The following is a 25,294-nucleotide window of genomic DNA, read 5'->3' as shown; positions in this document are numbered from 1 at the left end:
CAACGCCGTGCTTTCTTGCCCGGCTGATTCAACAGGAGATAGTCATGCCCTTTCGCCGCAGTGGTTTTGCCCTGACGCCGCCCTCGGTCGCGATCTTCCTGATTTCGCTCATACTTGCGGTTTGCGCGCTGCTCGTTCGTTACGCCCATGTGTCGATACCGATCATCAGCCCATCGCGCGCGTTCGATGCGCTGGCCATTGCTTATGTGCTGCTGACGGCGGGAGTTTTGATCCGGGGCGTGTAGTTGTCGCCCACGCGAGTGTCGTCACCCGCGAAAGCGGGTGACCCAGTATTCCAGAGACACCAGCAACTGAACCGAGAAGCCGCGGCGTACTGGATACCCGCATGCGCGGTATGACACTGTCGGGCTGGGTGACGTGTTATGCCTTCCATTCCATCTTCAGCACCGGCCGCCCAGACGTCGGGTTCACATCCTCGCCGGCATGGACGAAGCCATTGCGCTCATAGAAGCGAATGGCGCGCGGGTTGTCCTTGTTGACGAGTAGCGTGACGCCCTTCGGAGAGATGCGCTTGGCCTCTTCGACCAACAGGTAAGCGACCCCAGAGCCCCAGTGCTCTGGCGCAACCACAAGCTGGTCGAGGTAGCCTTCGCGATCGACGGTGACAAAGCCGACCAGCGTGCCACCTTGTTCCGCGACCATAATCTCGGCCTTCGGTACGAGATCCCTGCGCCAGCGCTCGCGCCACCATTCCAGCCGTGAGGCGAAGTCGATATCAGGATAGGCCTCTTGCCAAGTGCGATGCCACAGCTCGATTGCGGCTGCTTCATCCTCTGCTCGATACAAGCGAGTGCAATACGCCACTACCGTTCCGTCAACTTCAGTTCGATGCGGCGGTTGCGCTTGTAGGCGTCTTCGTTGGCCGCTGAGTCGAGCGGCTGGAATTCGGCAAAACCGGCGGCCACCAGCCGCTGCGCGGGAACGCCGAGGAAGACCAGATATTGCACCACGGAGATGGCCCGCGCCGACGACAATTCCCAGTTCGACTTGAACAGCGGCGAGTTGATCGGCCGCATGTCGGTGTGGCCGTCGACCCGCAGCACCCAGCCGATTTCGCTCGGTATCTGCTTGTCCAGATCGATCAGCGCAGTGGCGAGCTTCTCGAGTTCGGAGCGGCCCTCGGGGAGCAGCACCGCCTGGCCGGTATCGAAGAACACTTCCGACTGGAATACGAAGCGGTCGCCGACGATGCGGATATCGGGGCGATTGCCCAGAATGGCGCGCAGGCGGCCGAAAAATTCCGAACGGTAGCGCGACAGTTCCTGCACGCGTTGCGCCAGCGCGACGTTCAGGCGCTGGCCGAGATCGGCAATCCGTCCCTGCGATTCCTTGTCGCGCTTTTCGGAGGCTTCCAGCGCCTCCTCGAGCGCCGCAAGCTGACGGCGCAGCGCGCTGATCTGCTGGTTCAGCACCTCGATCTGGGCGAGCGCGCGCGAGGTCACCGCCTTTTCGGATTCGAGCGCCTTGTTGAGCTCGTTGGCGCGGCCCTGGGCGTCGCCGGCACCGCTCAACCCATCGTAAAGGCCCTTGATGCGGTCGCGTTCGCCTTCCGCGGCGGCGAGGCCGGCGCGCAATTGCGCGAGCTGGTCGTCGAGCGTGATCTTGCCGAGCTTTTCCAGCGACAGCAGGTCGTTGAGCTGCGCGATCTTGGCGTTCAGTTGTTCGAGCGCCTTGTCCTTGCCGGTGACCTCCTGCGACAGAAAGAATTGCACCACCAAAAACACCGACAACAGGAACACGATCGACAGCACCAGCGTCGACAGCGCGTCGACGAAACCCGGCCAATAGTTGAAACCTGATTCGCTGCGGCGAGCACGGGCGAGGGCCATTTTCAATTCTCCGACAATCTCGTGTCCCGGACGCGGTGCGGCGTGCAACGCCGCTCCGCAGAGCCGGGACCTACTCGCGATGGGTCCCGGCTCTGCGTCGCATCACTTGCGTGCTGCGCCGCGTCCGGGACACGAACACTTACTTTGCCTCTAGCTCTTCTCGGGCTGCCTGGCGATCCGCTCCAGGAGCTTCTTGATCTCGCGGTTTTGTTCGCCCTGGCCGTCGGCCCATTCGCGGATCATCTGCTGTTCGGTGCGCATATGCGCGACCAGGCCCTGGATCGCCTCGGCCAGATTGGCCATCGCCGCCGTGGTGTTGCGGCTGCCGCCGCTCTCTTCCACCACTGCGCGGATACGTTCCATCGCATGCTGCAGTTCACCGCCGATCGCGGAAGTGCCATCGCCATATTCGCGCACTGTGGAGGCCAGCCAGTCCTCAAGGTCGGTATAGAAGCGGTTCTGCGCCTGGCTCGACTGCAGGTCGAGAAAGCCCAGGATCAGGGAGCCCGCGAGGCCGAACAGCGAGGACGAGAAGGAAATGCCCATGCCGCCGAGCGGCGCGGCCAGCCCCTCCTTCAGGGTGTCGAACAGCGAACCGGCATCGCCGCCGACCTTCAAGCCGTCGATCACCTTGCCGACGGAACCGACGGTTTCGATCAGACCCCAGAAGGTGCCGAGCAGGCCGAGGAAGACCAGCAAGCCCGTCATGTACCGTGAAATATCGCGGGCTTCGTCCAGCCGGGTCGCGATCGAATCCAGCAAGTGCCGCATGGTCTGCTGCGATATCGTCATCCGTCCGGTACGCTCGCCGCCGAGGATTGCCGCCATCGGCGCCAGCAGGGTCGGGCGCCGGTCGATCGCGAGCCCCGGATCGGCGATGCGGAAACTGTTGACCCAGGCCACCTCCGGATAGAGCCGAACCACCTGCCGGAACGACAGGATGATGCCGATCAGGAGCACCCCGCCGATCAGCGCGTTAAGACCAGGATTGGCAAAGAACGCGACGATGATCTGCTTGTAGAGCACGATCGTGACCAGCGCGCACAGCACCAGGAACACGAGCATCCGCACCAGGAAAATCCGAGGTGAGGATAGTTTGCTCAGTTCGATCTCCATTTCGGAGCGGGAGGAGGGGCCTGAAGGCATTTGCGGGGTGTCATCCGTTACGAAAAGCCGCGCTGGCGGCCAATATGGCACAGCGGGCTGGAGAAAAAAGCTGGCAAGCCGCGAATTCGGGCTAACGGTGGTGGAACCTCTTCCCGAAACCCGACTTTGACATCAGCGTATTTTGGAACGGTTCGATGTCCAACCGGGATTTTTCATGACGCTCTTATTATCCCGAGGCGGGCCATTGCCGCGTCTCTCTCGGTTCTGATGCCGGGCGCCTGGATGGTGCAGCAGCAGTGGCGCTATCGCGACTGCCGGTTGCGCACCAGCCCGTTCTCTCGCGGCCGCCGCCGGCAACATCCGACCGGGAGAGTCGCGTTAGCCCACAGCGGCGGGCCGGCTTTTGAAAAGGATCGTGCCAAGAAGGGAGGGAGTGGACATGAGCTTCGTCTCCACGATCATGGGCACCGCGGAGCGGGTGCCGCTGCCCGACATCATTGTCCGGGCCGCCATCCACCAGCTCTGCTCTCGCACCGCCGCGAAGCTCGCCACCGGAAATGCAGAAAGCGATGCCTGGCTCGCCGACGAAATGGCGGCACGGGCCATTGAGTATGCCGACGCGCTCGATATCCAGCATTACGAGGTGCCGGCCGCTTTCTTTGCCCGCGTGCTCGGTCCTAACCGGAAATATTCCTGTTGCTTCTACCGCGAAGCGGCATCGACCCTGCAGGAGGCCGAGGAAGAGGCGCTACGCCAGACGGTGGAGCACGCCGATCTGGCCGACGGGCAGTCGATCCTGGAACTCGGCTGCGGCTGGGGTTCGCTGTCGCTGTGGACGGCACGACAGTTCCCGCATTCGCAAGTTACCGCAGTCTCCAACTCGAACGCGCAACGCCAATATATTGAGGGCGAAGCCGCAAAGCGTGGCCTGGCCAATCTGCGCATTATTACGTCAGACGTGAACCTGTTCGCACCGGAAGCGCGGTACGACCGCATCCTCGCGATCGAGATCTTCGAACATATGATGAACTGGCGCGAACTGATGACGCGTCTGCGCGGATGGCTGAAGCCCGACGGCCGCTTCTTCCTGCAGATCTTCACCCACCGCTCCGGGGCCCATCTGTTCGATCGCGCCGATGGCGAGGACTGGATTGCGCAGCATTTCTTCACCGGCGGCGTGATGCCGAGCCATCACCTGATCCGGCAATATGCCGATCTGTTCGAGGTCGAAAAGGAATGGCGCTGGAGCGGCATGCATTATCAGCGCACCGCGCAGGACTGGCTGGCGAATTTCGACCAACATCGCGACGAAATCGAGCGCGTGCTCCGCAAAGTCTATGGCGGCGAGACCGCGTTATGGATGCGGCGCTGGCGCTGGTTCCTGCTCGCCACCGCAGGCCTGTTCGGTTACGCCGGTGGCAGCGAGTGGGGCGTCAGCCATTACCGGCTCAAGGCGGCGGCTTAGGCCGGCGTTAACCGATTCGTGCCGGATGCCCCCGCGCGGCCATCTGCTGCAATCTTATGCAGCGAAACAGCATGTTCCCGACCGTCTGTTTCCCATCTAAACGCAAAAAGCTCTAGTGGAACCGGCTCACGATCAAGTGAGTCCGGAAAAATCGGCGGCAGTTCAGGGTGATAGGCCTTGTGTGACATTGGGCCGCCGCGGAACCATATTGCATCGCAGTAAACTCCCCCTATCCTATCTGCCATCAACCGTGAGTTCCCGATACCGCTTACGACAACGTCGCGGATGCTCAATTCGCGCTCTCCAACTTGAACTGGGGCAATGCTTTCAATGTCCGGACTACGAACGCAATCGGCATGCATCGTTGTGATGTTGACTGCGATGGCGCCGCTTTTGGCTGGCTGCAATGAACCCATCGCCGCAACCGCAGCGGCAAAGCCGCCCGAGCCTGAAGTAGGCACCTTCACTATCAGATCTCAGGCCCGCGCCATCGTTCGTGAATTGCCCGGCCGAATCGCACCCACCCGGGTCTCGGAAGTCCGTGCGCGGGTTTCAGGCATCGTCGTCGAGCGCCTGTTCCAGCAGGGCACCGAGGTGAAGGCCGGCGATCCCCTGTACCGGATCGACCCCAAACCGTTCGAGGTGGAACTGCAGGCGAGTGAAGCCGCGCTGGACAAGGCGGAAGCCGCGCTCGATCTCGCCAGCCAGCACGCTCGGCGCATTGCGACGCTGACCAGCCAGCGCGCCGCGCCCGAGGCAGAGAACGAAAAGGCCATCGGAGCCCAACGCCAGGCTGAGGCCGAAGTTGGCAGCCGCAGGGCCGATGTCGCCCGCGCGAAACTCAATCTCGATTATGCGACGATCCGTGCGCCAATCAGCGGCGTCGTCGGCGCCGCGCTGGTGAGCGAAGGCGCGCTGGTGGTGCAGAACGAGACCACCAGCCTCGCCACGATCCAGCAGCTCGACCCGATCTACGCCGACTTCACGCAATCGATCTCGGAAATGAACAAGCTGCGCCGTGCGCTCGAAAGCGGCGACCTCGACCGGATCGCGCCCGACGCGGCCAAGGTCCGCCTCGTGCTCGACGATGGCACAGTTTATCCGATTTCCGGCAAGCTTCTGTTTTCCGATGCCAAGGTCGACGCCTATACCGGGCAGGTCACGCTGCGCGGACAGTTTCCGAATCCGAATCGCGAACTGCTGCCGGGCATGTATGTCCGCGTTCTGATCGAGCAGGGCATCGATTCCGATGCCATCGCCGTACCGCAACAGGCGATCCAGCGCGATGCCGGTGGCGGCAGCGAAGTCTTCGTGGTCAAGGACGATGGCCGCGTCGCGACGCAGCCGGTCCGCACCGGCCCGATGCAGGACGGTCTCTGGTTGATCAGTGAGGGCCTGAAGGAGGGCGACCGCATCATCGTCGACGGGTTCCAGAAGTTTGTTCCCGGCGACAAGGTCAAGGCGAAGGCGTGGATCGATGCGGATGCCTCGGTTGGTACGATACCGGGAGCACCGGCAGCACAAGCGTCCCGCTGAGACCGGGATATGCCCAGCTTCTTCATTGACAGGCCGATCTTCGCCTGGGTGGTCGCGCTTTTCATCTGCCTGATCGGCGCGATCTCGATCCCGTTGCTGGCGGTCGCGCAATATCCTATCATCGCACCGCCCTCGATCTCGATCTCGACTAGCTATCCCGGCGCGTCGCCGGAGAACCTCTACAACAGCGTCACGCGGCTGATCGAGGAGGAGCTCAACGGCGCCTCCGGCATCCTCAATTTCGAATCTACCTCTGACTCGCTGGGGCAGGTCGAAATCATCGCCAACTTCGTGCCCGGCACGGAGACGGGTGCGGCGTCGGTCGAAGTACAGAACCGCCTCAAGCGCGTCGAGGCGCGGCTGCCGCGCGCGGTAATCCAGCAGGGCATCCTGGTCGAGGAAGCCTCCTCGGCGGTGCTGCAGATCATCACGCTGAACTCTACCGACGGCTCGCTCGACGAAATCGGCCTCGGCGATTTCATGATCCGCAACGTGCTCGGCGAAATCAGGCGCATTCCCGGTGTCGGCCGCGCCACGCTCTATTCGACGGAACGCTCTTTGCGGATCTGGATCGATCCCGCAAAACTCGTCGGCTACGGCCTCACCGCCGATGACGTCAACAAGGCGATCTCGGCGCAGAACGCACAGGTGGCCTCGGGCAGCGTCGGCGCCGAACCCAGCACAGCTGAACAGAGAATTTCAGCGCTGGTGCTGGTCAAGGGCCAGCTCTCCTCGCCTGACGAGTTCGGCGCGATCACGCTGCGCGCCAATCCGGATGGATCGACGGTGCGGCTGCGTGACGTCGCCCGCATCGAGATCGGCGGCTTGAGCTATCAGTTCAACACTAGGCTCAACGGCAAACCGACGGCGGGCCTTTCGGTGCTGCTGTCGCCGACCGGCAATGCGCTTGCCACCGCCAGCGCCGTCGAAGCCAAGATGAAAGAACTATCAAAGTTCTTTCCGGCCAATATCGGCTACGAAATCCCCTACAACATCACGCCCGTCGTCAAGGCTTCGATCAACAAGGTGTTGATGACGCTGGTGGAAGCGGTGGTGCTGGTCTTCATCGTGATGTTCCTGTTCCTGCAGAACATCCGCTACACCATCATCCCGACCATTGTGGTGCCGGTCGCGCTACTCGGCACCTGTGCGATGCTGATGGCGGCCGGCTATTCCATCAACATGCTGACCATGTTCGGCATGGTGCTGGCGGTCGGCATTCTCGTCGACGACGCCATCGTCGTGGTGGAGAACGTCGAGCGGATCATGGCGGAAGAGGGCCTGCCGCCGAAGGAAGCGACCCGCAAGGCGATGTCGCAGATCACCAGCGCTATCATCGGCATCACGCTGGTGCTGATGGCCGTGTTCGTGCCGATGGCGTTCTTCCCGGGATCGGTCGGCATCATCTATCGCCAGTTCTCGGTCACCATGATCTCGGCCATCGCCTTCTCCGCGCTGTTGGCGCTTTCGCTGACGCCGGCGCTGTGCGCGACGCTGTTGAAGCCGGTCGAGGCCGGCCACGGCCACGCGCGCAAGGGCGTGTTCGGCTGGTTCAACCGCGTGCTCGAGACGAGCCGTGGCGGCTATTCGCGCACCGTGCAGGGCTCGCTGAAGCGCACCGGGCGTTTGATGCTGATCTACGCCGCGCTGCTTATCGGCCTCGGCTGGGCCTTCGTTCGGCTGCCCGGCGGCTTCCTGCCGGTCGACGACCAGGGCTTCATCACGACAGACGTGCAGACGCCGTCCGACTCCTCCTACGCCCGCACCGAAGCGGCGGTCGAGGCCGTGGAGAAGTATCTGCTCAATCGCGCCGGCGTCGAGGACGTCACGTTCCTCACTGGCTTCAGCTTCCTCGGCCAGGGCATGAACACCGCGCAGGCCTTCATCACGTTGAAGGACTGGTCGGAACGGGGCAAAAAGGATTCCGCCGCTGCGATCGTCGCCGACATCAACCGCGAGCTCTCTTCGATCCGCGACGCGAGGATCTCGGCGCTGCAGCCGCCGCCGATCGACAATCTCGGCAATTCCTCCGGCTTCTCGTTCCGCCTGCAGGACCGCGGCCAGAAGGGCTATCCGGCGCTGGTTGCCGCATCCGACCGGCTGATCGCGGAAGCCAACGCCAGCCCTATCCTGCAGAAGGTCTATGTCGAGGGCCTGCCGCCGGCGCCGCAGGTCAATCTTATGATCGACCGCGAAAAAGCCGGCGCGTTCGGCGTCACCTTCGAGGACATCAACCAGACGATTTCGACCAATCTCGGCTCGAACTATATCAACGACTTTCCGAACCGCGGCAGGATGCAGCGCGTGATCGTGCAGGCCGACCGCGTCAGCCGCATGAACGCCGACGACATCCTCAATTACAACGTCAAGAACAGCCGCGGTCAGTTGGTGCCGTTCTCCGCTTTCGCCACGGTCCAGTGGTCGAAGGGGCCGACCCAGATCGCGGGCTTCAACTACTATCCCGCCGTCCGCATCTCAGGCGAAGCCAAGCCTGGCTTCACCTCCGGCGATGCCATCGCCGAGATGGAGCGGCTGGCCAACAAGCTGCCGCGCGGCTTCGGTTTCGAATGGACCGGCCAATCGCTGCAGGAAAAGCTGTCGGGCTCGCAGGCGCCGTTCCTGCTCGGCCTCTCGGTGCTGGTGGTGTTCCTGCTGCTTGCTGCGCTGTACGAAAGCTGGACCATTCCGCTCGCGGTTTTGCTGACGGTGCCGCTCGGCATCTGCGGCGCGGTGATTGCCGCGACGATGCGCGGCTTGCCGAACGACGTCTACTTCACCGTCGGCCTGATCACCATCATTGGCTTGGCGGCGAAAGACGCCATCCTCATCATCGAATTCGCCAAGGATCTGCGCGCGCAAGGCAAGCCGCTGGTTGAGGCCACGGTGGAAGCCTGTTCGTTGCGCTTCCGGCCGATTCTGATGACGGGCCTGGCCTTCGTTTGCGGCGTGCTGCCTATGGCGATTGCGACGGGAGCCGGCGGCGCCAGCCAGCAGGCGCTCGGCACCAGCGTGATGGGCGGCATGATCGCGGTGGTGATTCTGGCGCTGTTGATGGTGCCGGTGTTCTTCGTCAGCGTGCAGCGCGTGCTGGCGGGGGACCGTGAGAAAGTGGAGGAGGAGGTGGCGGGAGCCGGGGTGGCTGGCCCGCCGGCGCCGGTGAAGTCATAGACGCTGTCATGCTCCGTGACCCCGCGACGCCAGGGCTTCGCCGGGACTTGCGGCCTTGGGCCGCCGAGAAGCCTTGGCGCAGGCGGCGGCCGATGCATCCAGTCCATGAACCCATAAATTTGCCGGGCTGACGCCGCACCAGAGTCCGCTATGCCCCGATAGCCGACATGCAGCTGCATAGCAGCGAAACGACGCTATGTGCCAGGAGCAGTCTTGCTAGGAGCGGTAGCTATTTGACGAAAGCGGACCCGATGAGCGGGCTCGCTTTTGATTTATTGCTTCGGGAAGCACGAGCATTCGTTCGCAAAGTGGTCGGAGCCCCACCCCTGCGCTCCGAGCGAGGGATACGCCAGACGCAGCCGTCTCATGAACACGGCGTTGGCTTGTGCTGCCGAAGCGCGTGGCGGCTTCCATCCGCCAAGCGAGGTCATCGGCAAGGGGAAAAGGGCCAGTTCCAGCGCTTTGTCGCCTTCGCCAATCGGCTCGCCATCAGTGGACAGGGGCCGTGCAACCGGCCCACCGCGACGCGGTTGAGACCGAAGCTGGAACGCACCTGCATGCACCATCGAGTAACAAATCCAGCGGGATGTGTTGGACGCGAGCGGCATCGGCGTGCAAGATAGTCGGGGGCAGTACCTTAATTCGCAGGCGAAGTGCGGCGCGAGAGATGGAGTTGGTAGCCTTCGCGTGGGCCGGATCACCGAAGCGAATTCGCTATTGCTGGTTGAAGCGAGACGCCCGGATCTAGCTCAGGACGTGAAAGGGGCTCGACCGTATGAATCTACTACCCAGGAGCTACCACGTCGCCACGGGGCCCTAGGGCCTCGCCCGAGCCACGCTACCATCAACAATGCGCTGACCAATGGGCAGACGACGGACGGCACCCACGAGTGTCGTGGATGCTTTTCTACGCACGGCCGGGTCTTTTTGCATATTGGTATCGACGGCGCGCATCCCAGGCTCAAGACACTGCAAACTTTCGTATCGCCCTGCGGGCCCTTTCGTATAATTGAGGCTCAATCTCAATCATTGCAAATATTTAGCAGCTCGAGGAGGGCGACAGTTTGGACCAGCGGCTGTTCCGTTCCCGAAGCAGGGCTGCGCCGAATCCACGCGGCCTGCGCCGATCTGCAGCGGACCACTCAACTCCTGATGCTGCCATTGAGATGGCCCGCATCCTGGACGAGCCGCCGGTACTGGTGCCTGAGGTTTTGCATGGTGACACGCGCCTGACTCGGAAGTGGGCGCATGGCGGGTTGCAAGAGGATTACATGCGGGGCGTTGCTGGGCACGTCGCCGTGGGCTGCTACGAAGGACAGCACGAGATATCCTGGCGGATTGAGAACAAGCGCCTGACTTCCAGGACCAACTCGAAAGCCTTCACCCTCATTCCGAAAGGCGTTGACGGCCACTGGAACATTGCTGGCCCGGTTGTCGTTTCGCATGTCTACCTCACTCAGGAACGCCTCCAGACATGCGCCGACGAGATTGCGGGTGGAAGACGTGTCGAGATTCTTCCGCGCGTGGCTTTCGCCGATCCAGCGGCGGCGGGGCTGCTTGAAATTCTGAGTCACGAGGCGACGCGGGACAGTGCATCGTCCCGTCTGTTCGTGGAGCAGGCGATCGACCTTCTCTGCTCGCGGCTGATCCGGGAGCATTCATCATTTGGCAGCTTGCCTGCTCCCGTCAGGAAGGGCGGCCTTGCTGACTGGCAGGTGCGGCGTGTCACGGCGTTCATGCGCGAGAATCTCGAACAGCATATCGGGCTCAATGAGCTCGCGGCCCTTGTCGGCCTGAGCCGCTTCCACTTCTGCACGGCTTTTCGGCAGTCGACCGGCCATACCCCGCATGCATGGTTGACCGCGCAACGCATGCGCCGCGCCCGCGAGCTTCTCACCCATTCAGGCCTGAGTGTCACAGAGGTCGCGCTTGCAGTCGGTTACGAGACGCCATCAGCCTTCACGGCGGCTTTCCGTACGATTGTCGGAGTGACCCCATCGGCGTTCCGACGCGCACTGTAGGCGCCGGCGGCAATTCATCGCAACACTGCGATAGCCGCCGCAATATCCGAACGGTGCGCCCCATCGGGTTCATGCTTAGTTCGCGCTGTCATCTGAGGCGATGGCTTGGCTGCGGCGTTGTTCGGCTCGGTCAATCTCTTCTCCTTCAGCAGTCAGCGAACGATCATCAGCAAGCGAGCAGAGACCATGAAGAACGATGAGACCGAAGAACGGCGTGGCGGATTATCGCGCCGTTCGATCCTGCTTACGGTCGGGGGAGTGGCCACTCTCGCGGCCGTCTCGGAAGTTGCCGCGCAACCCATATCCGAACGGCCTCCCACCGCATCCACAGGACGGGTCCGCCTGGTAGTCAACGGCAGGCAGCATGAGCTTGACCTCGATCCCCGCCGCTCACTGCTCGACGTGCTGCGCGAGGCGCTCGATCTCACCGGTACGAAGAAGGGCTGCAATCAGGGCGCGTGTGGTGCTTGCACCGTCCTTGTCAACGGCAGGCGTATCGTCTCTTGCCTGACGCTGGCTGCGATGCACGAGGGGGCTGAGATCAAGACGATCGAGGGCCTTGAAACGAATGGCGAGCTTCATCCGCTCCAGGCTGCGTTCGTCGAGCACGACGGCTTGCAGTGCGGCTTCTGCACCCCCGGACAGATCATGTCGGGAATAGGCTGCATCGCGGAAGGCCATACAGGTTCGCCGGATGAAATCAGGTTTTGGATGAGCGGCAATATCTGCCGTTGCGGCGCCTATCCGGGAATCGTCGCCGCGGTTGCCGACGCTGCCAAGCGGGCCTGACCATGCTTCCGTTCACGCTCGAGAAGGTGACCTCTGTCCAGGCCGCCATCGCCGCCGCATCGTCCGGCCGACGTTTCATCGCCGGCGGCACGACGTTGATCGACCTCATGCGCGAGGAGGTGGAGCAGCCGGCGCATCTTGTCGACATCAATACGCTCCCGCTTTCCGAAATCCGCATCGAGGGTTCCGATCTCGTGATAGGCGCGCTCGCCCGCATGGCCGATGTTGCCGCCCACGCGGGCGTGCAGCGCCTGCACCCGCTCGTTGCCGAAAGCCTGATCGAGGGCGCCTCGCCGCAGTTGCGCAACATGGCCTCCATCGGCGGCAACCTGCTCCAGCGCGTGCGCTGCCCCTATTTCCGGATGCACGACGCGCCCTGCAACAAGCGCACCCCGAACTCCGGCTGCGCTGCCATCGATGGCCTCAATGCCGGCCACGCCATTCTGGGCACGAGCAATCATTGCGTGGCCACGCATCCTTCGGACGTTGCCGTCGCGCTGGTCGCGCTCGATGCCACGATGCAGGTGAGGGGGCTGCGGGGCGAGCGCAGCTTTCCGGTCGAGGCACTGTTTCGCTTGCCGGGCGAAACGCCGCATCTCGAACACACGCTGCTGCCTGGCGAGCTCATCCTCGCGGTACGGGTCCCCGGCGGTCCGTACAGCCGGCGGGCGCGCTATCTCAAGGTGCGCGACCGCGCTTCTTACGAGTTCGCGCTCGTATCCGCCGCCGCCGCACTCGATGTCGAGGATGGCGTGATCCGTCAGGCGCGGCTCGCTGTCGGCGGCGTCGGCACTCGGCCATGGCGCCTGCGCATGGTGGAGACAGCGCTGATCGGCAAGGCACCGGATCGCAAAATCTTCGAAACCGCCGCCCGGCTGGCACTCGAAGGAGCCCGTCCGTTGTCAGGCAATCACTACAAGCTCGAACTCCTGCCCCGGACGATCGTCCGCGCTCTTGAAATGACGGGAGAAGCCTCATGACGACGAACGTGATCGGAACCTCGCTGCCGCGCGTGGATGGTCGTGCCAAGGTCACGGGCGCGGCGCGCTATGCGGCCGATTTCAACCAGGGCGGCCAGGCCTATGCGGTGATCGTCGGTGCGACGGTGGGGCTCGGCCGCGTGACCGGTATCGAGACCGCGCCGGTTGAGAAGATGCCGGGCGTCGTGGCCGTCATCACGCATCGTAATGGGCCACGCCTGCCATACGCGCCGCACAAGAGCTATATCGATCCGGCAACAGGCGAGCGGCTGCATGTGCTGCAGGACGACCAGGTGCGCTTCTACGGGCAACCGGTAGCGATCGTCGTCGCCGATACGCTCGATCAGGCGGAGCGCGCGGCTGCGGCGCTGCGCATCGCCTATACGGCCGAGCGGCCGCTCGTTGATCCTGCCGACCCCAAAGCCCGACCTGTCGTTCCGGAAGCCGGGAAGCAGCCGGATGCGAGGCTGCCGGCCGACACCGCGCGCGGCAATGCCGACAGCGCGCTCGCGGACGCGCCGGTGAAGGTCGACGAGATCTATGAAATCGCGCGCGAGAACCACAATCCGATGGAGCCGCACGCCACCGTCGCGGCCTGGAATGGCAATCGGCTGACGCTGTGGAGCAAGAGCCAGTTCGTCGTCAACGAACAGGCCGAGATCGCAGCCGTGTTCGGCCTGCCGCCCGAAAACGTGCAGGTGATCTGTCCGTTTATCGGCGGTGCCTTCGGCACGTCGCTCAGGACGTGGCCGCATGTGACGCTTGCGGCCTTGGCGGCGCGACAAGTAGGACGTCCCGTCAAGCTCGTTCTCACGCGCAAGCAGATGTTCTTCATGACGGGCCACCGGCCCCGCACCCTGCAGCGGATGGCTCTCGGGGCCACGGCGGACGGCAAGCTCACCAGCATTGTGCACGAAGGCAGCGGCGAGACGAGTCGCTACGAAGAGTTTATGGAGGCCCTGACCTCGGTCACGAGCTTCCTGTACTCCACGCCGAACGTGCGGACCCGCTACCGGCTGCTGCCACTCGATATCGGCACCCCGAACCATATGCGCGGTCCCGGCGAGGCAAGCGGTGTCTTTGCGCTCGAATGTGCCGTGGATGAACTGTCGTACAAGCTCGGAATCGATCCGATCGATCTGCGGCGTCGCAACGAGCCGGCGATCGATGAGGGCGAGAATAAGCCTTTCTCCAGCCGGTCGCTGATGAAATGCCATGATCTCGCCGCCGAACGTTTCGGTTGGTCGCGGCGGTCACCCGAACCTCGTTCGATGCGCGATGGCCGGCTGCTGGTCGGCATGGGCGTGGCATCGGCGAGCTATCCAGCCTTCCATGCGCCGGCGAATGCGCGCGCGCGACTGCTCCCGGACGGCACCGCTGAAGTTGAAGTCGCGGCAAGCGACATGGGTCCCGGCACCTACACGTCCATGACGCAGGTTGCCGCAGAGACGCTGGGGCTGCCTGTTGAACGTGTGCGATTCAGCCTTGGCCGCTCTGACTATCCGCCGGCTCCATCCCATGGCGGCTCATGGACGATGGCCTCGGTCGGCTCTGCGATCCGCGCCGCCTGCATTGCCGTGCAGGAGGAAGCCGCAAAGCGCCCGCGGGACGGCCGACCCATCGAGGCTACGGCTTCGGCTCAGCGCGATCCCGATGTCGCGGCCCGATTTTCGATGCACTCCTTTGGAGCCGTATTTGCCGAGGTGGCCGTCGATCCCGATGTCGGCACGATCCGGCTGCGCCGCGCCGTGGGCGCCTATGGCATCGGCCGCGTCATCAATCCGCGACTTGCGAGGAGCCAATGCATTGGCGGCATGATCGGCGGAATGGGCATGGCGCTGATGGAACGCACGGTCCTCGATCCGCGCGACGGCCGCCCGGTCAACGCCCATATGGCCGATTACCTGCTGCCTGTAAATCTCGACATTCCCCAACTCGAAGCGCACTTCGTCGAGGAGGTGGATCCACACGTCAATGCCCTTGGCGTCAAAGGCCTCGGCGAGATCGCGCTCGTCGGCATGGCCCCGGCCATTGCCAACGCCGTCTTTCACGCAACGGGCAAGCGCGTGCGCACGCTGCCGATCCGGATTGAAGATGTGCTAACCGTGTAGCTCCGATGCACGGTCTCGTGCCGCCCCTTTCGGCGCAAAGCGGAAATTTTCCGATCTCTGGCGGTCCGCAACGGGTCCAATCGTTACACGGGCGACCCAGCGGCAAGTCTGGCCATGCCGGCTATGCCTCCGAAAGCGGAAGGAAATTCAGAGCATTAGCGGCTTCGCTAGAGGCCGGTGCGGATTGATGGCGCTAGCCTGGATGTCATTCAAGCTTCGAAACCGGAGCCTCGAATCATGCGCTGCGAATTGAGCGAACATGAGTGGACCGCCATTAAGCCGAGGTTGCCGAACAAGCCGCGCGGCGTTCGGCGAGTAGATGACCACCGCGTGCTCGATGGCATCGTTTGGGTCCTGCGTTCAGGTGCGCCATGGCGCGACCTGCCCGCGACCTATGTCCCCGCACGACTTGTTACAATCGCTACCTTCGGGGGATGATGGTCTTGTCTCGCTGATTTTCCCGACGTGTCAAATGTCGATTTTGGCACTCGATGAGTGCCGGCTACTGTGCATGGGGTTGTTTTCAATGTTTTGGCTGGGAGCGCCGAGGCTCCTCCGTGTCCTTCCGCCGTCTCTGGGCGACTGCATCGCCGATCCCGGATGATGACGGCGCGCGGCTTGGAACCGTCGCTCTACTTGCCAAGCGGCCCCAATATCTTCACTAGCTCCCCGTGCACGAACTCGTTGCCGCAGACCACGTGCCCGGTCTTCAGCGCATCGTCATTGCCGCCGATGTCTGAGATCATTCCGCCGGCCTCGCGCACCATGATCTGCCCCGCTGCGATATCCCACGGCGACAGGTTGCGTTCCCAGTAGCCGTCGAGGCGGCCGGCGGCGACAAAGGCGAGGTCGAGCGAGGCGGCGCCGAAGCGGCGGAAGCCGGCGACCTTGTTCTGCAGCGCGGCCATCTCGCGGTTCGCCAGCTCATGGTCGCCGCGGCCGATATGCGGCAGGCCACAAGCGACCACGCATTCGTTGAGCTGGCGGCGGCCGGCGACGCGCAGCCGCTGGTCGTTGAGGAACGCGCCCTTGCCGCGCTCCGCAATGTACAACTCTTCATTGGCTGGATTGTAGATCACGCCGGCAATGATGGTGCCCTCGCGCGCCAGCCCGATCGAGATCGCGAATTGCGGAATGCCATGCAGGAAGTTGGTGGTGCCGTCCAAGGGATCGACGATCCAGGTGTGGGTCTTGTCGGCGCCTTCGCGCGTGCCGCCTTCCTCGCCGATGAAGCCGTAGCCGGGACGTGCCTTGGCGAGGTCCTCGTACAGCATTTCCTCGGCGCGCTTGTCGGCCTTGGTGACGAAGTTCGCCGGCCCCTTCAGCGACACCTGCAGATGTTCGATCTCGCCGAGGTCGCGCTTGAGGCTGCGGCCGGCGCGGCGCGCGGCTTTCACCATGACGTTGATAATGGCTGAATACAGCATGATGTGAGCGCTTATGGTGTGAGAGGGAACGGTGCAATGCCGTCAGGGTTTAGGGACTGGGTGCCCTGCTGATGTGCCGCCGTCAAGGCGTGATTTGTCGGCGGTGCCGGTCCATTTGCGCGCCGCCTCCTGCACCTTGGTGCGATCCTCGGGGCTGAGCTCCGCAAGCATTTCGTCCAGCTTAGGGTCGCCCTTGCCGGCGGTCTTGGCGATGAGATGCCACTTGAAGCCCTCGATTTTGTCCACGGGTGTGCCCGCACCGTAGATCAGCAGCCAGGCCAGCCGGTTTTGCGCGACCGGGCTGTTTTGCCGGGCGGCCTTGCGCAAGAGCGCGACCGCGGCCGGCTGGTTCTTAGGCGTGCCTGTGCCGTTGAACAGCGCAATCGCATATTCGACCTCGGCGTCGACATTGTCGGCCAGCGACGCCGCCTGCAACAGCCGCACCGCCTTGTCGATGTCCTTCGGCACGCCGGTGCCTTCCTTGTAGAAGGTAGCCAACGCGTATTGCGCTTCTGGATTGCCTGCGTCGGCTGCGACGCGCAGCAGTTCGGCAGCGCGCCGGACATCCTGCGGGAGCGTGTTGCCGTCGAGATAGAGCAGCGCCAGATTGTAGGCCGCCTTCGGGTTGCCGAGCTTGGCCGCGGAGGCCAGGAGCTTGACGGCCTGTTCCCGATTGGTCGGCCCGCCGCGACCGGACAGCCGCATCATGGCGAGTGCGAACATGCCCTCGCGGTCGCCGGCATCAGCTGCACGCTGGTACCAATCGGCGGCCTTCGCATAGTCGCGCTTGATGCCGAGCCCGTTGGCGTAGAGCTCGCCCAGCATCGTCATCGCCTTTGGATCGCCGTTATACTGCGCGCGCGTCGTCGCGAGGTCGAACGCCGTCTTGTACATGCCGCGCTGATAGGCGCCGTAGACGAGATCGACGTTGGGATCCTCGAAGGCGGCTGTCGGCGAGGGCGCGGGCGTGGGTGTCGCCGCCGGTTTGGGCGCTGCCGCCGGCTTCGGCGGCGCGGCAGGCTGCTTCGCTGCGGGCGGAGCTTTTGGCTTGGGCGGCGCTTCCTTTTTCGCCGGCGGCGGGCTGGCGGGCGGTTGCGCGGCGGGCGGCGTCAGCGAGATCTGCGCGGAGGCGCCGGCCACCGTCATCAAGAGACCCGCAAGCAGCGATATGGGACGCAGGAGTTTCATTGTCCGGCGTTATCCGTGCCCGGCCTTGTCCGTGCCAGACCTATCGGTACCAGTTTTGGCTTTTCCGAACGCTGCTTCGTACGCTTGTGCGATTGCCTGCGCGGCATCGATCAGCGCCGCCTTGGCGCCACGCGGATCAGCCCAGATGAAATCGCCGACCAGCACGAAATCGGCGCCGGAAGCCGCAAATTCGGAAGCCTCCGCGCGCGACGTAGCAAAGCCGACGCAGGGCGGCTCGAACAGTTCATCCCACCATTGCAGGCGCTCGGCGATCGCTTCAGTCGATGGCCGCTGGCCCTCGGCATCGGGTTCGCCAAACAGCACGTAGTCAGCACCCGCTTCGCCCGCGGCCATCGAGTCGTGCCGCGTAGCAAGACCGCCGATGCCGGCGATGCGGTCCGGCTTCAGCGACGGCAAGGCGTCTTCCAGCGCGGCGAGGCCGGTCAGATGCGCGCCGTCGGCGCCGGCACGCGCCACCAGTTCGACATGGCCGTCGAGCAGCAGCGCCGCGCCGCCGTTCTGGATCGCGGGCGCAAGTGCTTTCACGCGCGAGATCATGGTGCGCTGATCGGTCTGCTTCAGCCGCAACAGCACCGCTGCAACGTCGGCCGCGGCCAGCAGCTCCGGAAGCTGCTTTGCGAGCTGCGATGGATCGTCCACCTCGGGCGTCGCGAGATAGAGGCGCGGCGCCGGGCGCGGCGGAACGGGTTTATTGGACAAGTCTAGGCGACCTTCTTTTCCAGGCCGGTGTCCCACTCGCCCTTGCTCGCCAGCGCGTTCATCCGCGCACGGTGCGTGAACGCGCGCTGGCCTGCGGCGATGTTCTCGGCCTTACCGGACCATGCCTTCTGCGGCGCCGCCTGCAGCGCCCGGCCATAGGAGAAGGTGAGTTTCCACGGCAAGTTGCCGATCCGGTTCATGGCATTCAGATGCGCGGTCGCTTCCTCATCGGATTGTCCGCCGGAAAGGAAGGCGATGCCCGGCACGGCCGCCGGAACGCACGCCTTCAGGAGACGGACGGTTTTCTCCGCAACTTCCTCGACGGAAGCCTGCTTCGGGCACTTCTTGCCTGAAATGGCCATGTTGGGCTTCAGCACCATGCCCTCAAGCTCGACACGCTGGATGCGCAATTCCTGGAATGTCATGTTCAGCACACGTTGGGTCACATCGTAGCAGCGGTCGATATCGTGATCGCCGTCCATCAGCACTTCCGGTTCGACGATCGGCACGATCTGCGCCGCCTGGCACAGCGCGGCGTAGCGCGCCAGCGCATGGGCATTGACGTTGATCGCAGTCATCGTCGGAATGCCGCTGCCGATATCGATCACCGCACGCCACTTCGCGAAGCGCGCGCCGCGCTCGTAATATTTTTTCAGCCGCTCGGCGAGCTTGTCGAGGCCGACGGTCACCAGTTCGCCCGGACACTGCGGCAGCGCTTGCGTTCCTTCATCGACCTTGATGCCGGGGATGGCGCCGGACTGCTCGATCAGCTTGACCAGCGGCGTGCCGTCCTTGGCGTTCTGCCAGATGGTTTCGTCGTAGAGGATGACGCCGGAGACGTACTTGCTCATAGCCTCGGTGGAGCGGAACAGCATTTCACGGTAGTCGCGGCGATTCTCCTCCGTGGATTCGACCTTGATGGCGTCAAAACGCTTCTTGATCGTGCCCGAGGATTCGTCGGCGGCGAGAATGCCCTTGCCTGGGGTGACCATGGCGAGGGCAACCTTGTTGAGGTCAGCAAGATTCATGGGAACGTTCTCCGAAAACATCATGCCCTTGCGCACCAAAATAGGCGGTTCTCGGGCAATTGCCTAGAAAACGTTCGTCGCACCGGGAGTGTTTGCGAGGCGGGCGCCGACTCATGCAACCCGGGGGTCAAGCTCACCCTTGCTGTACCGCTTGGCCATTTCGGCTGTCGTCAGCACCTTCTTGATCTTGCTGGCCTGCCCTGCGGTATTGAATTCCTGCAGCCGCTGCTTGCACAGCTTGGCCATGGCTTCCATCGCGGGCTTGAGGTATTTGCGCGGGTCGAACTCTTCCGGATTGTCCTTCAGCACTTTGCGGATTTGCCCGGTCATCGCCATGCGGTTGTCGGTATCGATATTGATCTTGCGCACGCCATTCTTGATGCCGCGCTGAATTTCCGAAACCGGCACACCCCAGGTCGGCTTCATTTTGCCGCCATTGGCATTGATGATTTCCTGCAGGTCCTGCGGCACCGAGGACGAGCCGTGCATCACCAGATGCGTGTTCGGCAGCTTGCGATGGATTTCCTCAATCACGTTCATGGCAAGGATGTCGCCGTCCGGCTTGCGGGTGAACTTGTAGGCGCCGTGCGAGGTGCCCATCGCGATCGCCAGCGCGTCGACCTTGGTCTCCTTGACGAATTTCACGGCTTCATCCGGGTTGGTGAGCAACTGGTCGTGCGAGAGCTTGCCTTCGGCGCCGTGACCGTCTTCCTTGTCGCCCATGCCGGTCTCTAGCGAGCCGAGCACGCCGAGCTCGCCTTCCACCGAGATGCCGCCGAGATGGGCCATGTCGGTGACCGTCTTGGTCACGCCGACATTGTAGTCCCAGTCGCCGGGGGTCTTGCCGTCGGTTTTCAGCGATCCGTCCATCATGACGGAGGTGAAGCCGGCCTGGATCGCGGTCATGCAGGTCGCGGGCTCGTTACCGTGATCGAGATGCACGCAGACCGGGATCTGCGGATAGATTTCAGTGACGGCGTCCATCATGTGCTTGAGCATCACGTCGTTGGCATAGGAGCGCGCGCCGCGCGAAGCCTGGATGATGACGGGCGCGTCGACCGCGGAGGCGGCCTCCATGATGGCGAGCGCCTGCTCCATGTTGTTGATGTTGAACGCCGGCACCCCGTAATCGTGCTCTGCCGCATGATCGAGCAGTTGACGCAAGGTAATGCGAGCCATTCAAATTCTCCTGTATTTGCCGCGCCTTCGGCGCTTCATTAAGTCCTGGTCTAACGCAGTTTGAGAACTTCGACACCGGGCAGGGGTTTGCCTTCCATCCATTCGAGAAACGCGCCGCCGGCTGTCGATACGTAGGAAAAATCGTCGGCTACGCCGGCCTGGTTCAGCGCCGCGACCGTATCGCCGCCGCCGGCAACCGAGATCAGCTTCTTCGCTTTGGTGCGCGCCGCTGCGTGCTTGGCCGCAACGACGGTGCCGCGGTCGAACGGCGTCATTTCGAACGCGCCGAGCGGGCCGTTCCAGACCAGCGTCGCGGCGTCGTCGATCGCGGCGTGAATCCGCACGATCGATTGCGGGCCGACGTCGAGGATCATGCCGTCGGCCGGGATCGCATCGAGCCCATAAGCGTGCGAGGGCGAGTTGGCCGCGAAATGATAGGCGACCACGGCATCGACCGGGAGAATGATGGCGCAGTTCGCGGCGCTAGCCTTTTCCAGGATGCGCAGCGCGGTCGCGGCGAGGTCTTTTTCCGCCAGAGACTTGCCGACGCCGACGCCCTGCGCGTGCAGGAAGGTGTTGGCCATGCCGCCGCCGATCACCAGCGCATCGACTTTCGTTACCAGGTTTTGGAGCAGATCGATCTTGGTGGAGACTTTTGCGCCGCCAATGATCGCGATCACGGGCTTGGTCGGCGCTTCCAGCGCCTTGCCAAGCGCGTCGAGTTCGGCCTGCATGGTGCGGCCGGCATAGGCGGGCAGCTTGTGGCCAAGACCTTCGGTCGTAGCGTGCGCACGGTGCGCAGCCGAAAAGGCGTCGTTGACCCAGATGTCTCCGAGCTTTGCCAGTTCGGCTACGAACGTCGGATCATTTTTCTCCTCCTCTTTATGGAAACGGGTGTTTTCCAGGCAGAGGATACCGCCATCCTTCATCGCAGCGACGGCCTTGGCCGCGGTCTCGCCGATGCAATCGTCGGCAAACGCAACCGGCTTCTTGATGACGTGGCCGAGCGCCGCCGCGACGGGCTTCAGCGAATCCTTGACGTCGCGCCCCTTTGGGCGGCCGAAATGGGCAAGCAGGATGACCTTGCCGCCCTTGTCCGCGATCTCGGTAATGGTCGGTGCGACACGCTCGAGCCTTGTCGCGTCGGTGACGCGGCCGTTCTCCATGGGCACGTTAAGGTCGACGCGCAGCAGCACGCGCTTGCCCTTCACGTCGACGTCATCGAGGGTTCGGAATGTCTTTGGCATGGGCGCTTCTCTTGTCCCGGGCGCACTGCGGCGCGAAGTGCCGCTGTGCAGAACCGGGACCTACGCTGGAATGATCCCGAAGGGACCTACGCTGGAATGGGTCCCGGCTCTGCGTCGCGTCACTTCGTGCCGCGTCGCGTCCGGGACACGAGACTCAAACTTACAGCAACTTCCCCATCGCCACGGCGGTGTCCGCCATGCGGTTGGAGAAACCCCATTCATTGTCGTACCAGGACATTACGCGCACCAGCGTGCCGTTCTGCACCTTGGTCTGGTCCTCGTGGAACGTCGACGAGTGGGGATCGTGGTTGAAGTCGATCGAGACATTCGGCGCGGTGGTGTAGCCGAGGATGCCCTTGAGCTGCTGCTCGGAGGCGCGCTTCATCGCCGCGTTGATTTCCTTGATGTCGGTGGCGCGCTTGGCGACGATCTTCAGGTCGACCACCGAAACGTTCGGCGTCGGCACGCGGATCGCGACGCCGTCAAGCTTGCCCTTCAGCTCGGGGAGCACGAGGCCGATTGCCTTCGCCGCGCCGGTCGAGGTCGGAATCATCGACATCGCCGCCGCACGGCCGCGATAGAGATCCTTATGCAGGGTGTCGAGCGTCGGCTGGTCGCCGGTGTAGGCGTGGATCGTGGTCATGAAGCCGGTCTCGATGCCGACGGTGTCGTTCAAGACCTTGGCGAGTGGCGCCAGGCAGTTGGTGGTGCAGGAGCCGTTGGAGACGACCAAATGATCCTTGGTCAGGGTGTCATGGTTGACGCCGTAGACGATGGTGGCGTCGGCATTGTCGGCGGGCGCCGAGACCAGCACGCGCTTGGCGCCGGCGGTCAGATGCGCGGAGGCCTTGTCCTTGGCCGTGAAGATGCCGGTGCATTCCAGCGCAATGTCGACGCCGAGCGCCTTCCACGGCAGCTTCGCCGGATCGCGCTCGGCGGAAACCTTGATCTTACCATTGCCGAGGCTGATCGAGTCGCCGTCGATAGTCACGGTGCCGGGGAAACGGCCATGCACGGAATCGAAGCGCAGCAGGTGGGCGTTGGTCTCGACCGGGCCGAGATCGTTGATGCCGACCACTTCGATATCCTTGCGGCCGGATTCCGCAATCGCCCGCAACACGTTGCGGCCAATGCGGCCAAATCCGTTGATCGCGACGCGGACTGCCATGCTGGTTTCTCCTCTGATAGCCGCTGCCAGCCCCGCGGAGACGTTCCACGGAGGTGCTTACGGCGGAACGCCCGGTTCGGCCGGGCGGGAACGGTCAAGATGGGGTCTAGGTAGTCCTTTTTCCCCGAGAGCTCAACCGTCAGCCCAAGCGCTTCACGGCAGCGTTAACGACGGCCTCGGCGGTAATTCCGAAGTGCTTGAAAAGGTCCTTGGCGGGGGCGCTTGCACCGAAACCGTGCATGCCGATGAATTCACCATCCTGGCCGATCACGGCGTCCCAACCCCAGCGTACCGCCGCCTCGATGGCGACCTTGACCGGCGCATTGCCAATAATGGCTGCCTTTCGGTCCGCTGGCTGTGCCAGCAGGAGCTCGAGCGAGGGCACCGAGACCACCCGCGACCGGATGCCACGTTCCGTCAGTTGCTTCTGGGCGGCCACCGCGATCTCGACCTCGGAGCCGGAGGCGAACAGCGACACCTTGGCGTCGCCCTGCGCAGCGACCAGTTCATAAGCGCCATGCGCGCAAGGATTATCGTTCGGCGCATTGGTGCGGAGTTGCGGCAGATTCTGGCGGGTCAGCGCCAGCACCGTCGGGCCGTCGACCCGGTTGAGCGCCAGTTCCCAGCACTCCGCGACCTCGACGGCATCGCAGGGCCGGAACACGCGCATGTTGGGAATCGCGCGAAGCGCCGCGAGATGCTCGACCGGCTGATGCGTCGGCCCGTCCTCACCCAGCCCGATCGAATCATGGGTCATCACGTAGACGACGCCTGCGCCCATCAGCGCGGCGATCCGCATCGCGGGTCGGGCGTAGTCCGTGAACACCAGGAAGGTCGCGCCGTTTGGCGCGAAGCCGCCATGCAGGAAGATGCCGTTCATCGCCGCGGCCATGCCGTGCTCGCGGATGCCGTAATGGATGAAGCGGCCCTTCGGCGTCTTGGCCGAGAACGCCACCGCCGACTTCGCCTTGTTGTTGTTGGAGCCGGTGAGGTCGGCGGAGCCCGCCAAAAATTCCATCGGCATCGCGGCGGCGATCGCCTCGATCGCAGATTCAGAGGATTTCCGCGTCGCGACATTCTGCGGCGATTCCAGCAGCGCCTTCTTGTGCGCGCGCAGCGCCTTCGACAGCGCGGCCGGCCGCTCGTGCCGCATCCGCCGCTCGAACTCGGCGCGCTTGCGGGGGCCGAGCTCGGCGAAAACGCTTTCCCATTCCTCGCGCGCGGCAGCGCCGCGGCTGCCGGCGGCACGCCATGCCTTCAGCACATCATCAGGCACCGAGAAGGCGTCGAGCGAAATGCCGAGCTTTTCCTTGGCGCCCTTCAGCTCGTCGGCGCCGAGCGCCTCACCATGGACCTTCGCCGTGCCGGCCCGCGTCGGCGCGCCGTAACCGATCGTGGTCTTGCAGGCGATCAGCGACGGCTTGTTGGATTTTTGCGCGCGGGTGATCGCGGCGGCAATCGCTTTCGGGTCATGGCCGTCGATCAATTCCGCCGCCCAGCCCGCGGACTTGAAGCGCTTCACCTGGTCGACCGAATCGGCGAGCGAGGTCGGGCCGTCGATCGAGATGCCGTTGCTGTCATACAGCACGATCAGCTTGTTCAGCTTCCAGTGCCCGGCCATCGCGATCGCTTCCTGCGACACGCCTTCCATCAGGTCGCCGTCGGAAGCGAGCACGTAGGTGTGGTGGCTGACGACCTTCTTACCGAACTCTGCAGCCAGCATCTTTTCCGCCAGCGCCATGCCGACCGAGGTGGCGATGCCCTGGCCGAGCGGGCCGGTGGTGGTCTCGACGCCGCTGGTCTCGAAATTCTCCGGGTGCCCCGGCGTCTTGGAGCCGAGCTGACGGAAATTCCGGATCTGATCGAGCGTCATGTCCTTGTTGCCGGTGAGGTACAGCAGTGCATAGAGCAGCATCGAGCCGTGTCCGGCCGAGAGCACAAAGCGGTCGCGGTCGGGCCAGGTCGGAGCCGCCGCATCGAATTTGAGGAACTGCGTGAACAGCACGGTCGCGATGTCGGCGGTGCCCATCGGCAAGCCGGGATGGCCGGATTTCGCCTTTTCGACGGCATCCATGGCAAGCCCGCGAATCGCATTGGCCATACGGGTATGATCGACCTGCGTCATGTGAAATCCGCCTGAAATGAGGTGCTTGGTTAGGGGTATGTACCGGGCGAAGGCCGCAATACGGGCGTGTTTGAGGGAAAGTGCGGGCTGGATAGCACCTCAATCCCCGGGAGTCCAAGGCGTGGAAACGCGCTTGCCATGCTAAAAGTTGCTTAGCAGTGCATAGCTTCGCGCGGGCGTTGCGC

Annotated in this window: 19 protein-coding genes and 1 pseudogene; 9 read left to right on the top strand and 11 right to left on the bottom strand. The window is 63.6% G+C overall.

What is annotated here, in order from left to right; genetic code table 11:
* Window positions 1-44: 44 nt before the first annotated feature.
* Window positions 45-245, top strand: coding sequence for a hypothetical protein (locus tag IVA95_RS13845; RefSeq protein WP_213248406.1), 201 nt, complete (start codon window positions 45-47; stop codon window positions 243-245).
* Window positions 246-381: 136 nt separating this feature from the next.
* Here the strand turns inward: IVA95_RS13845 and IVA95_RS13840 are convergent, their stop codons facing one another.
* The 3 genes from IVA95_RS13840 to IVA95_RS13830 form a co-directional block, all read right to left on the bottom strand.
* Window positions 382-807 (bottom strand): GNAT family N-acetyltransferase, encoded by a 426-nt coding sequence (locus IVA95_RS13840; protein WP_247510986.1) that lies wholly within the window; start codon window positions 805-807, stop codon window positions 382-384.
* A gap of 17 nt (window positions 808-824) precedes the next feature.
* A complete protein-coding gene (locus IVA95_RS13835; protein WP_247510985.1) occupies window positions 825-1,850 on the bottom strand; it encodes a peptidoglycan -binding protein in 1,026 nt (341 codons plus the stop codon).
* A 150-nt stretch (window positions 1,851-2,000) separates the two neighbouring features.
* Window positions 2,001-2,996, bottom strand: a complete 996-nt coding sequence (locus IVA95_RS13830) for a flagellar motor protein MotA (RefSeq protein ID WP_247510984.1) — start codon at window positions 2,994-2,996, stop codon at window positions 2,001-2,003.
* A 400-nt stretch (window positions 2,997-3,396) separates the two neighbouring features.
* On the opposite strand from IVA95_RS13830, the gene IVA95_RS13825 reads away from it, so the two are divergent.
* From IVA95_RS13825 to IVA95_RS13790, 8 genes and pseudogenes are all read left to right on the top strand, one after another.
* A complete protein-coding gene (locus IVA95_RS13825) occupies window positions 3,397-4,422 on the top strand; it encodes a cyclopropane-fatty-acyl-phospholipid synthase family protein (RefSeq protein ID WP_247510983.1) in 1,026 nt (341 codons plus the stop codon).
* Window positions 4,423-4,752: 330 nt separating this feature from the next.
* Window positions 4,753-5,958 carry an efflux RND transporter periplasmic adaptor subunit gene (locus IVA95_RS13820; RefSeq protein WP_247510982.1) on the top strand — a complete coding sequence of 402 codons (1,206 nt, stop codon included), beginning with the start codon at window positions 4,753-4,755 and terminating at the stop codon, window positions 5,956-5,958.
* Window positions 5,959-5,967: 9 nt separating this feature from the next.
* Entirely contained in the window at window positions 5,968-9,126 is a 3,159-nt protein-coding gene (locus IVA95_RS13815) for a multidrug efflux RND transporter permease subunit (protein ID WP_247510981.1), read from the top strand.
* A gap of 1,064 nt (window positions 9,127-10,190) precedes the next feature.
* Window positions 10,191-11,147 (top strand): AraC family transcriptional regulator, encoded by a 957-nt coding sequence (locus IVA95_RS13810; RefSeq protein WP_247510980.1) that lies wholly within the window; start codon window positions 10,191-10,193, stop codon window positions 11,145-11,147.
* Window positions 11,148-11,333: 186 nt separating this feature from the next.
* A complete protein-coding gene (locus IVA95_RS13805; protein ID WP_247510979.1) occupies window positions 11,334-11,936 on the top strand; it encodes a (2Fe-2S)-binding protein in 603 nt (200 codons plus the stop codon).
* Between the two features lie 2 nt (window positions 11,937-11,938).
* The gene (locus IVA95_RS13800; protein ID WP_247510978.1) at window positions 11,939-12,916 is read left to right on the top strand and encodes a xanthine dehydrogenase family protein subunit M; all 978 of its coding nucleotides are present in this window, start codon (window positions 11,939-11,941) and stop codon (window positions 12,914-12,916) included.
* Complete coding sequence (locus IVA95_RS13795; RefSeq protein ID WP_247510977.1) at window positions 12,913-15,027, top strand: xanthine dehydrogenase family protein molybdopterin-binding subunit; 2,115 nt, start codon at window positions 12,913-12,915, stop codon at window positions 15,025-15,027. The genes IVA95_RS13800 and IVA95_RS13795 overlap by 4 nt, the downstream gene beginning before the upstream one ends.
* Window positions 15,028-15,264: 237 nt before the next feature.
* A pseudogene (locus IVA95_RS13790) lies at window positions 15,265-15,458 on the top strand (transposase); the annotation flags it as partial.
* A gap of 201 nt (window positions 15,459-15,659) precedes the next feature.
* Here the strand turns inward: IVA95_RS13790 and IVA95_RS13785 are convergent.
* The 8 genes from IVA95_RS13785 to tkt form a co-directional block, all read right to left on the bottom strand.
* Window positions 15,660-16,454 (bottom strand): inositol monophosphatase family protein, encoded by a 795-nt coding sequence (locus IVA95_RS13785; RefSeq protein ID WP_247510976.1) that lies wholly within the window; start codon window positions 16,452-16,454, stop codon window positions 15,660-15,662.
* Window positions 16,455-16,496: 42 nt separating this feature from the next.
* Window positions 16,497-17,642, bottom strand: coding sequence for a tetratricopeptide repeat protein (locus tag IVA95_RS13780; RefSeq protein WP_213254063.1), 1,146 nt, complete (start codon window positions 17,640-17,642; stop codon window positions 16,497-16,499).
* 9 nt (window positions 17,643-17,651) lie between these two features.
* Window positions 17,652-18,362 (bottom strand): thiamine phosphate synthase, encoded by a 711-nt coding sequence (locus tag IVA95_RS13775; RefSeq protein WP_247510975.1) that lies wholly within the window; start codon window positions 18,360-18,362, stop codon window positions 17,652-17,654.
* 2 nt (window positions 18,363-18,364) lie between these two features.
* Entirely contained in the window at window positions 18,365-19,390 is a 1,026-nt protein-coding gene (locus tag IVA95_RS13770) for a class I fructose-bisphosphate aldolase (RefSeq protein WP_247510974.1), read from the bottom strand.
* A 111-nt stretch (window positions 19,391-19,501) separates the two neighbouring features.
* Window positions 19,502-20,569, bottom strand: a complete 1,068-nt coding sequence (fba, locus tag IVA95_RS13765) for a class II fructose-bisphosphate aldolase (RefSeq protein ID WP_247510973.1) — start codon at window positions 20,567-20,569, stop codon at window positions 19,502-19,504.
* A gap of 50 nt (window positions 20,570-20,619) precedes the next feature.
* Window positions 20,620-21,816: a phosphoglycerate kinase gene (locus IVA95_RS13760; RefSeq protein WP_247510972.1), complete on the bottom strand. Its 1,197-nt coding sequence runs from the start codon at window positions 21,814-21,816 to the stop codon at window positions 20,620-20,622.
* 160 nt (window positions 21,817-21,976) lie between these two features.
* A complete protein-coding gene (gene gap, locus IVA95_RS13755) occupies window positions 21,977-22,984 on the bottom strand; it encodes a type I glyceraldehyde-3-phosphate dehydrogenase (RefSeq protein ID WP_247510971.1) in 1,008 nt (335 codons plus the stop codon).
* A gap of 139 nt (window positions 22,985-23,123) precedes the next feature.
* On the bottom strand, window positions 23,124-25,109 hold the full coding sequence (tkt, locus tag IVA95_RS13750) for a transketolase (RefSeq protein WP_247510970.1): 1,986 nt from the start codon (window positions 25,107-25,109) through the stop codon (window positions 23,124-23,126).
* Window positions 25,110-25,294 lie beyond the last annotated feature (185 nt).

Origin of the sequence: Bradyrhizobium sp. 157, from assembly GCF_023073815.1 — a bacterium.
Classification (GTDB): Bacteria; Pseudomonadota; Alphaproteobacteria; order Rhizobiales; family Xanthobacteraceae; genus Bradyrhizobium.
This window is presented reverse-complemented; position numbering and strand designations above follow the sequence as displayed.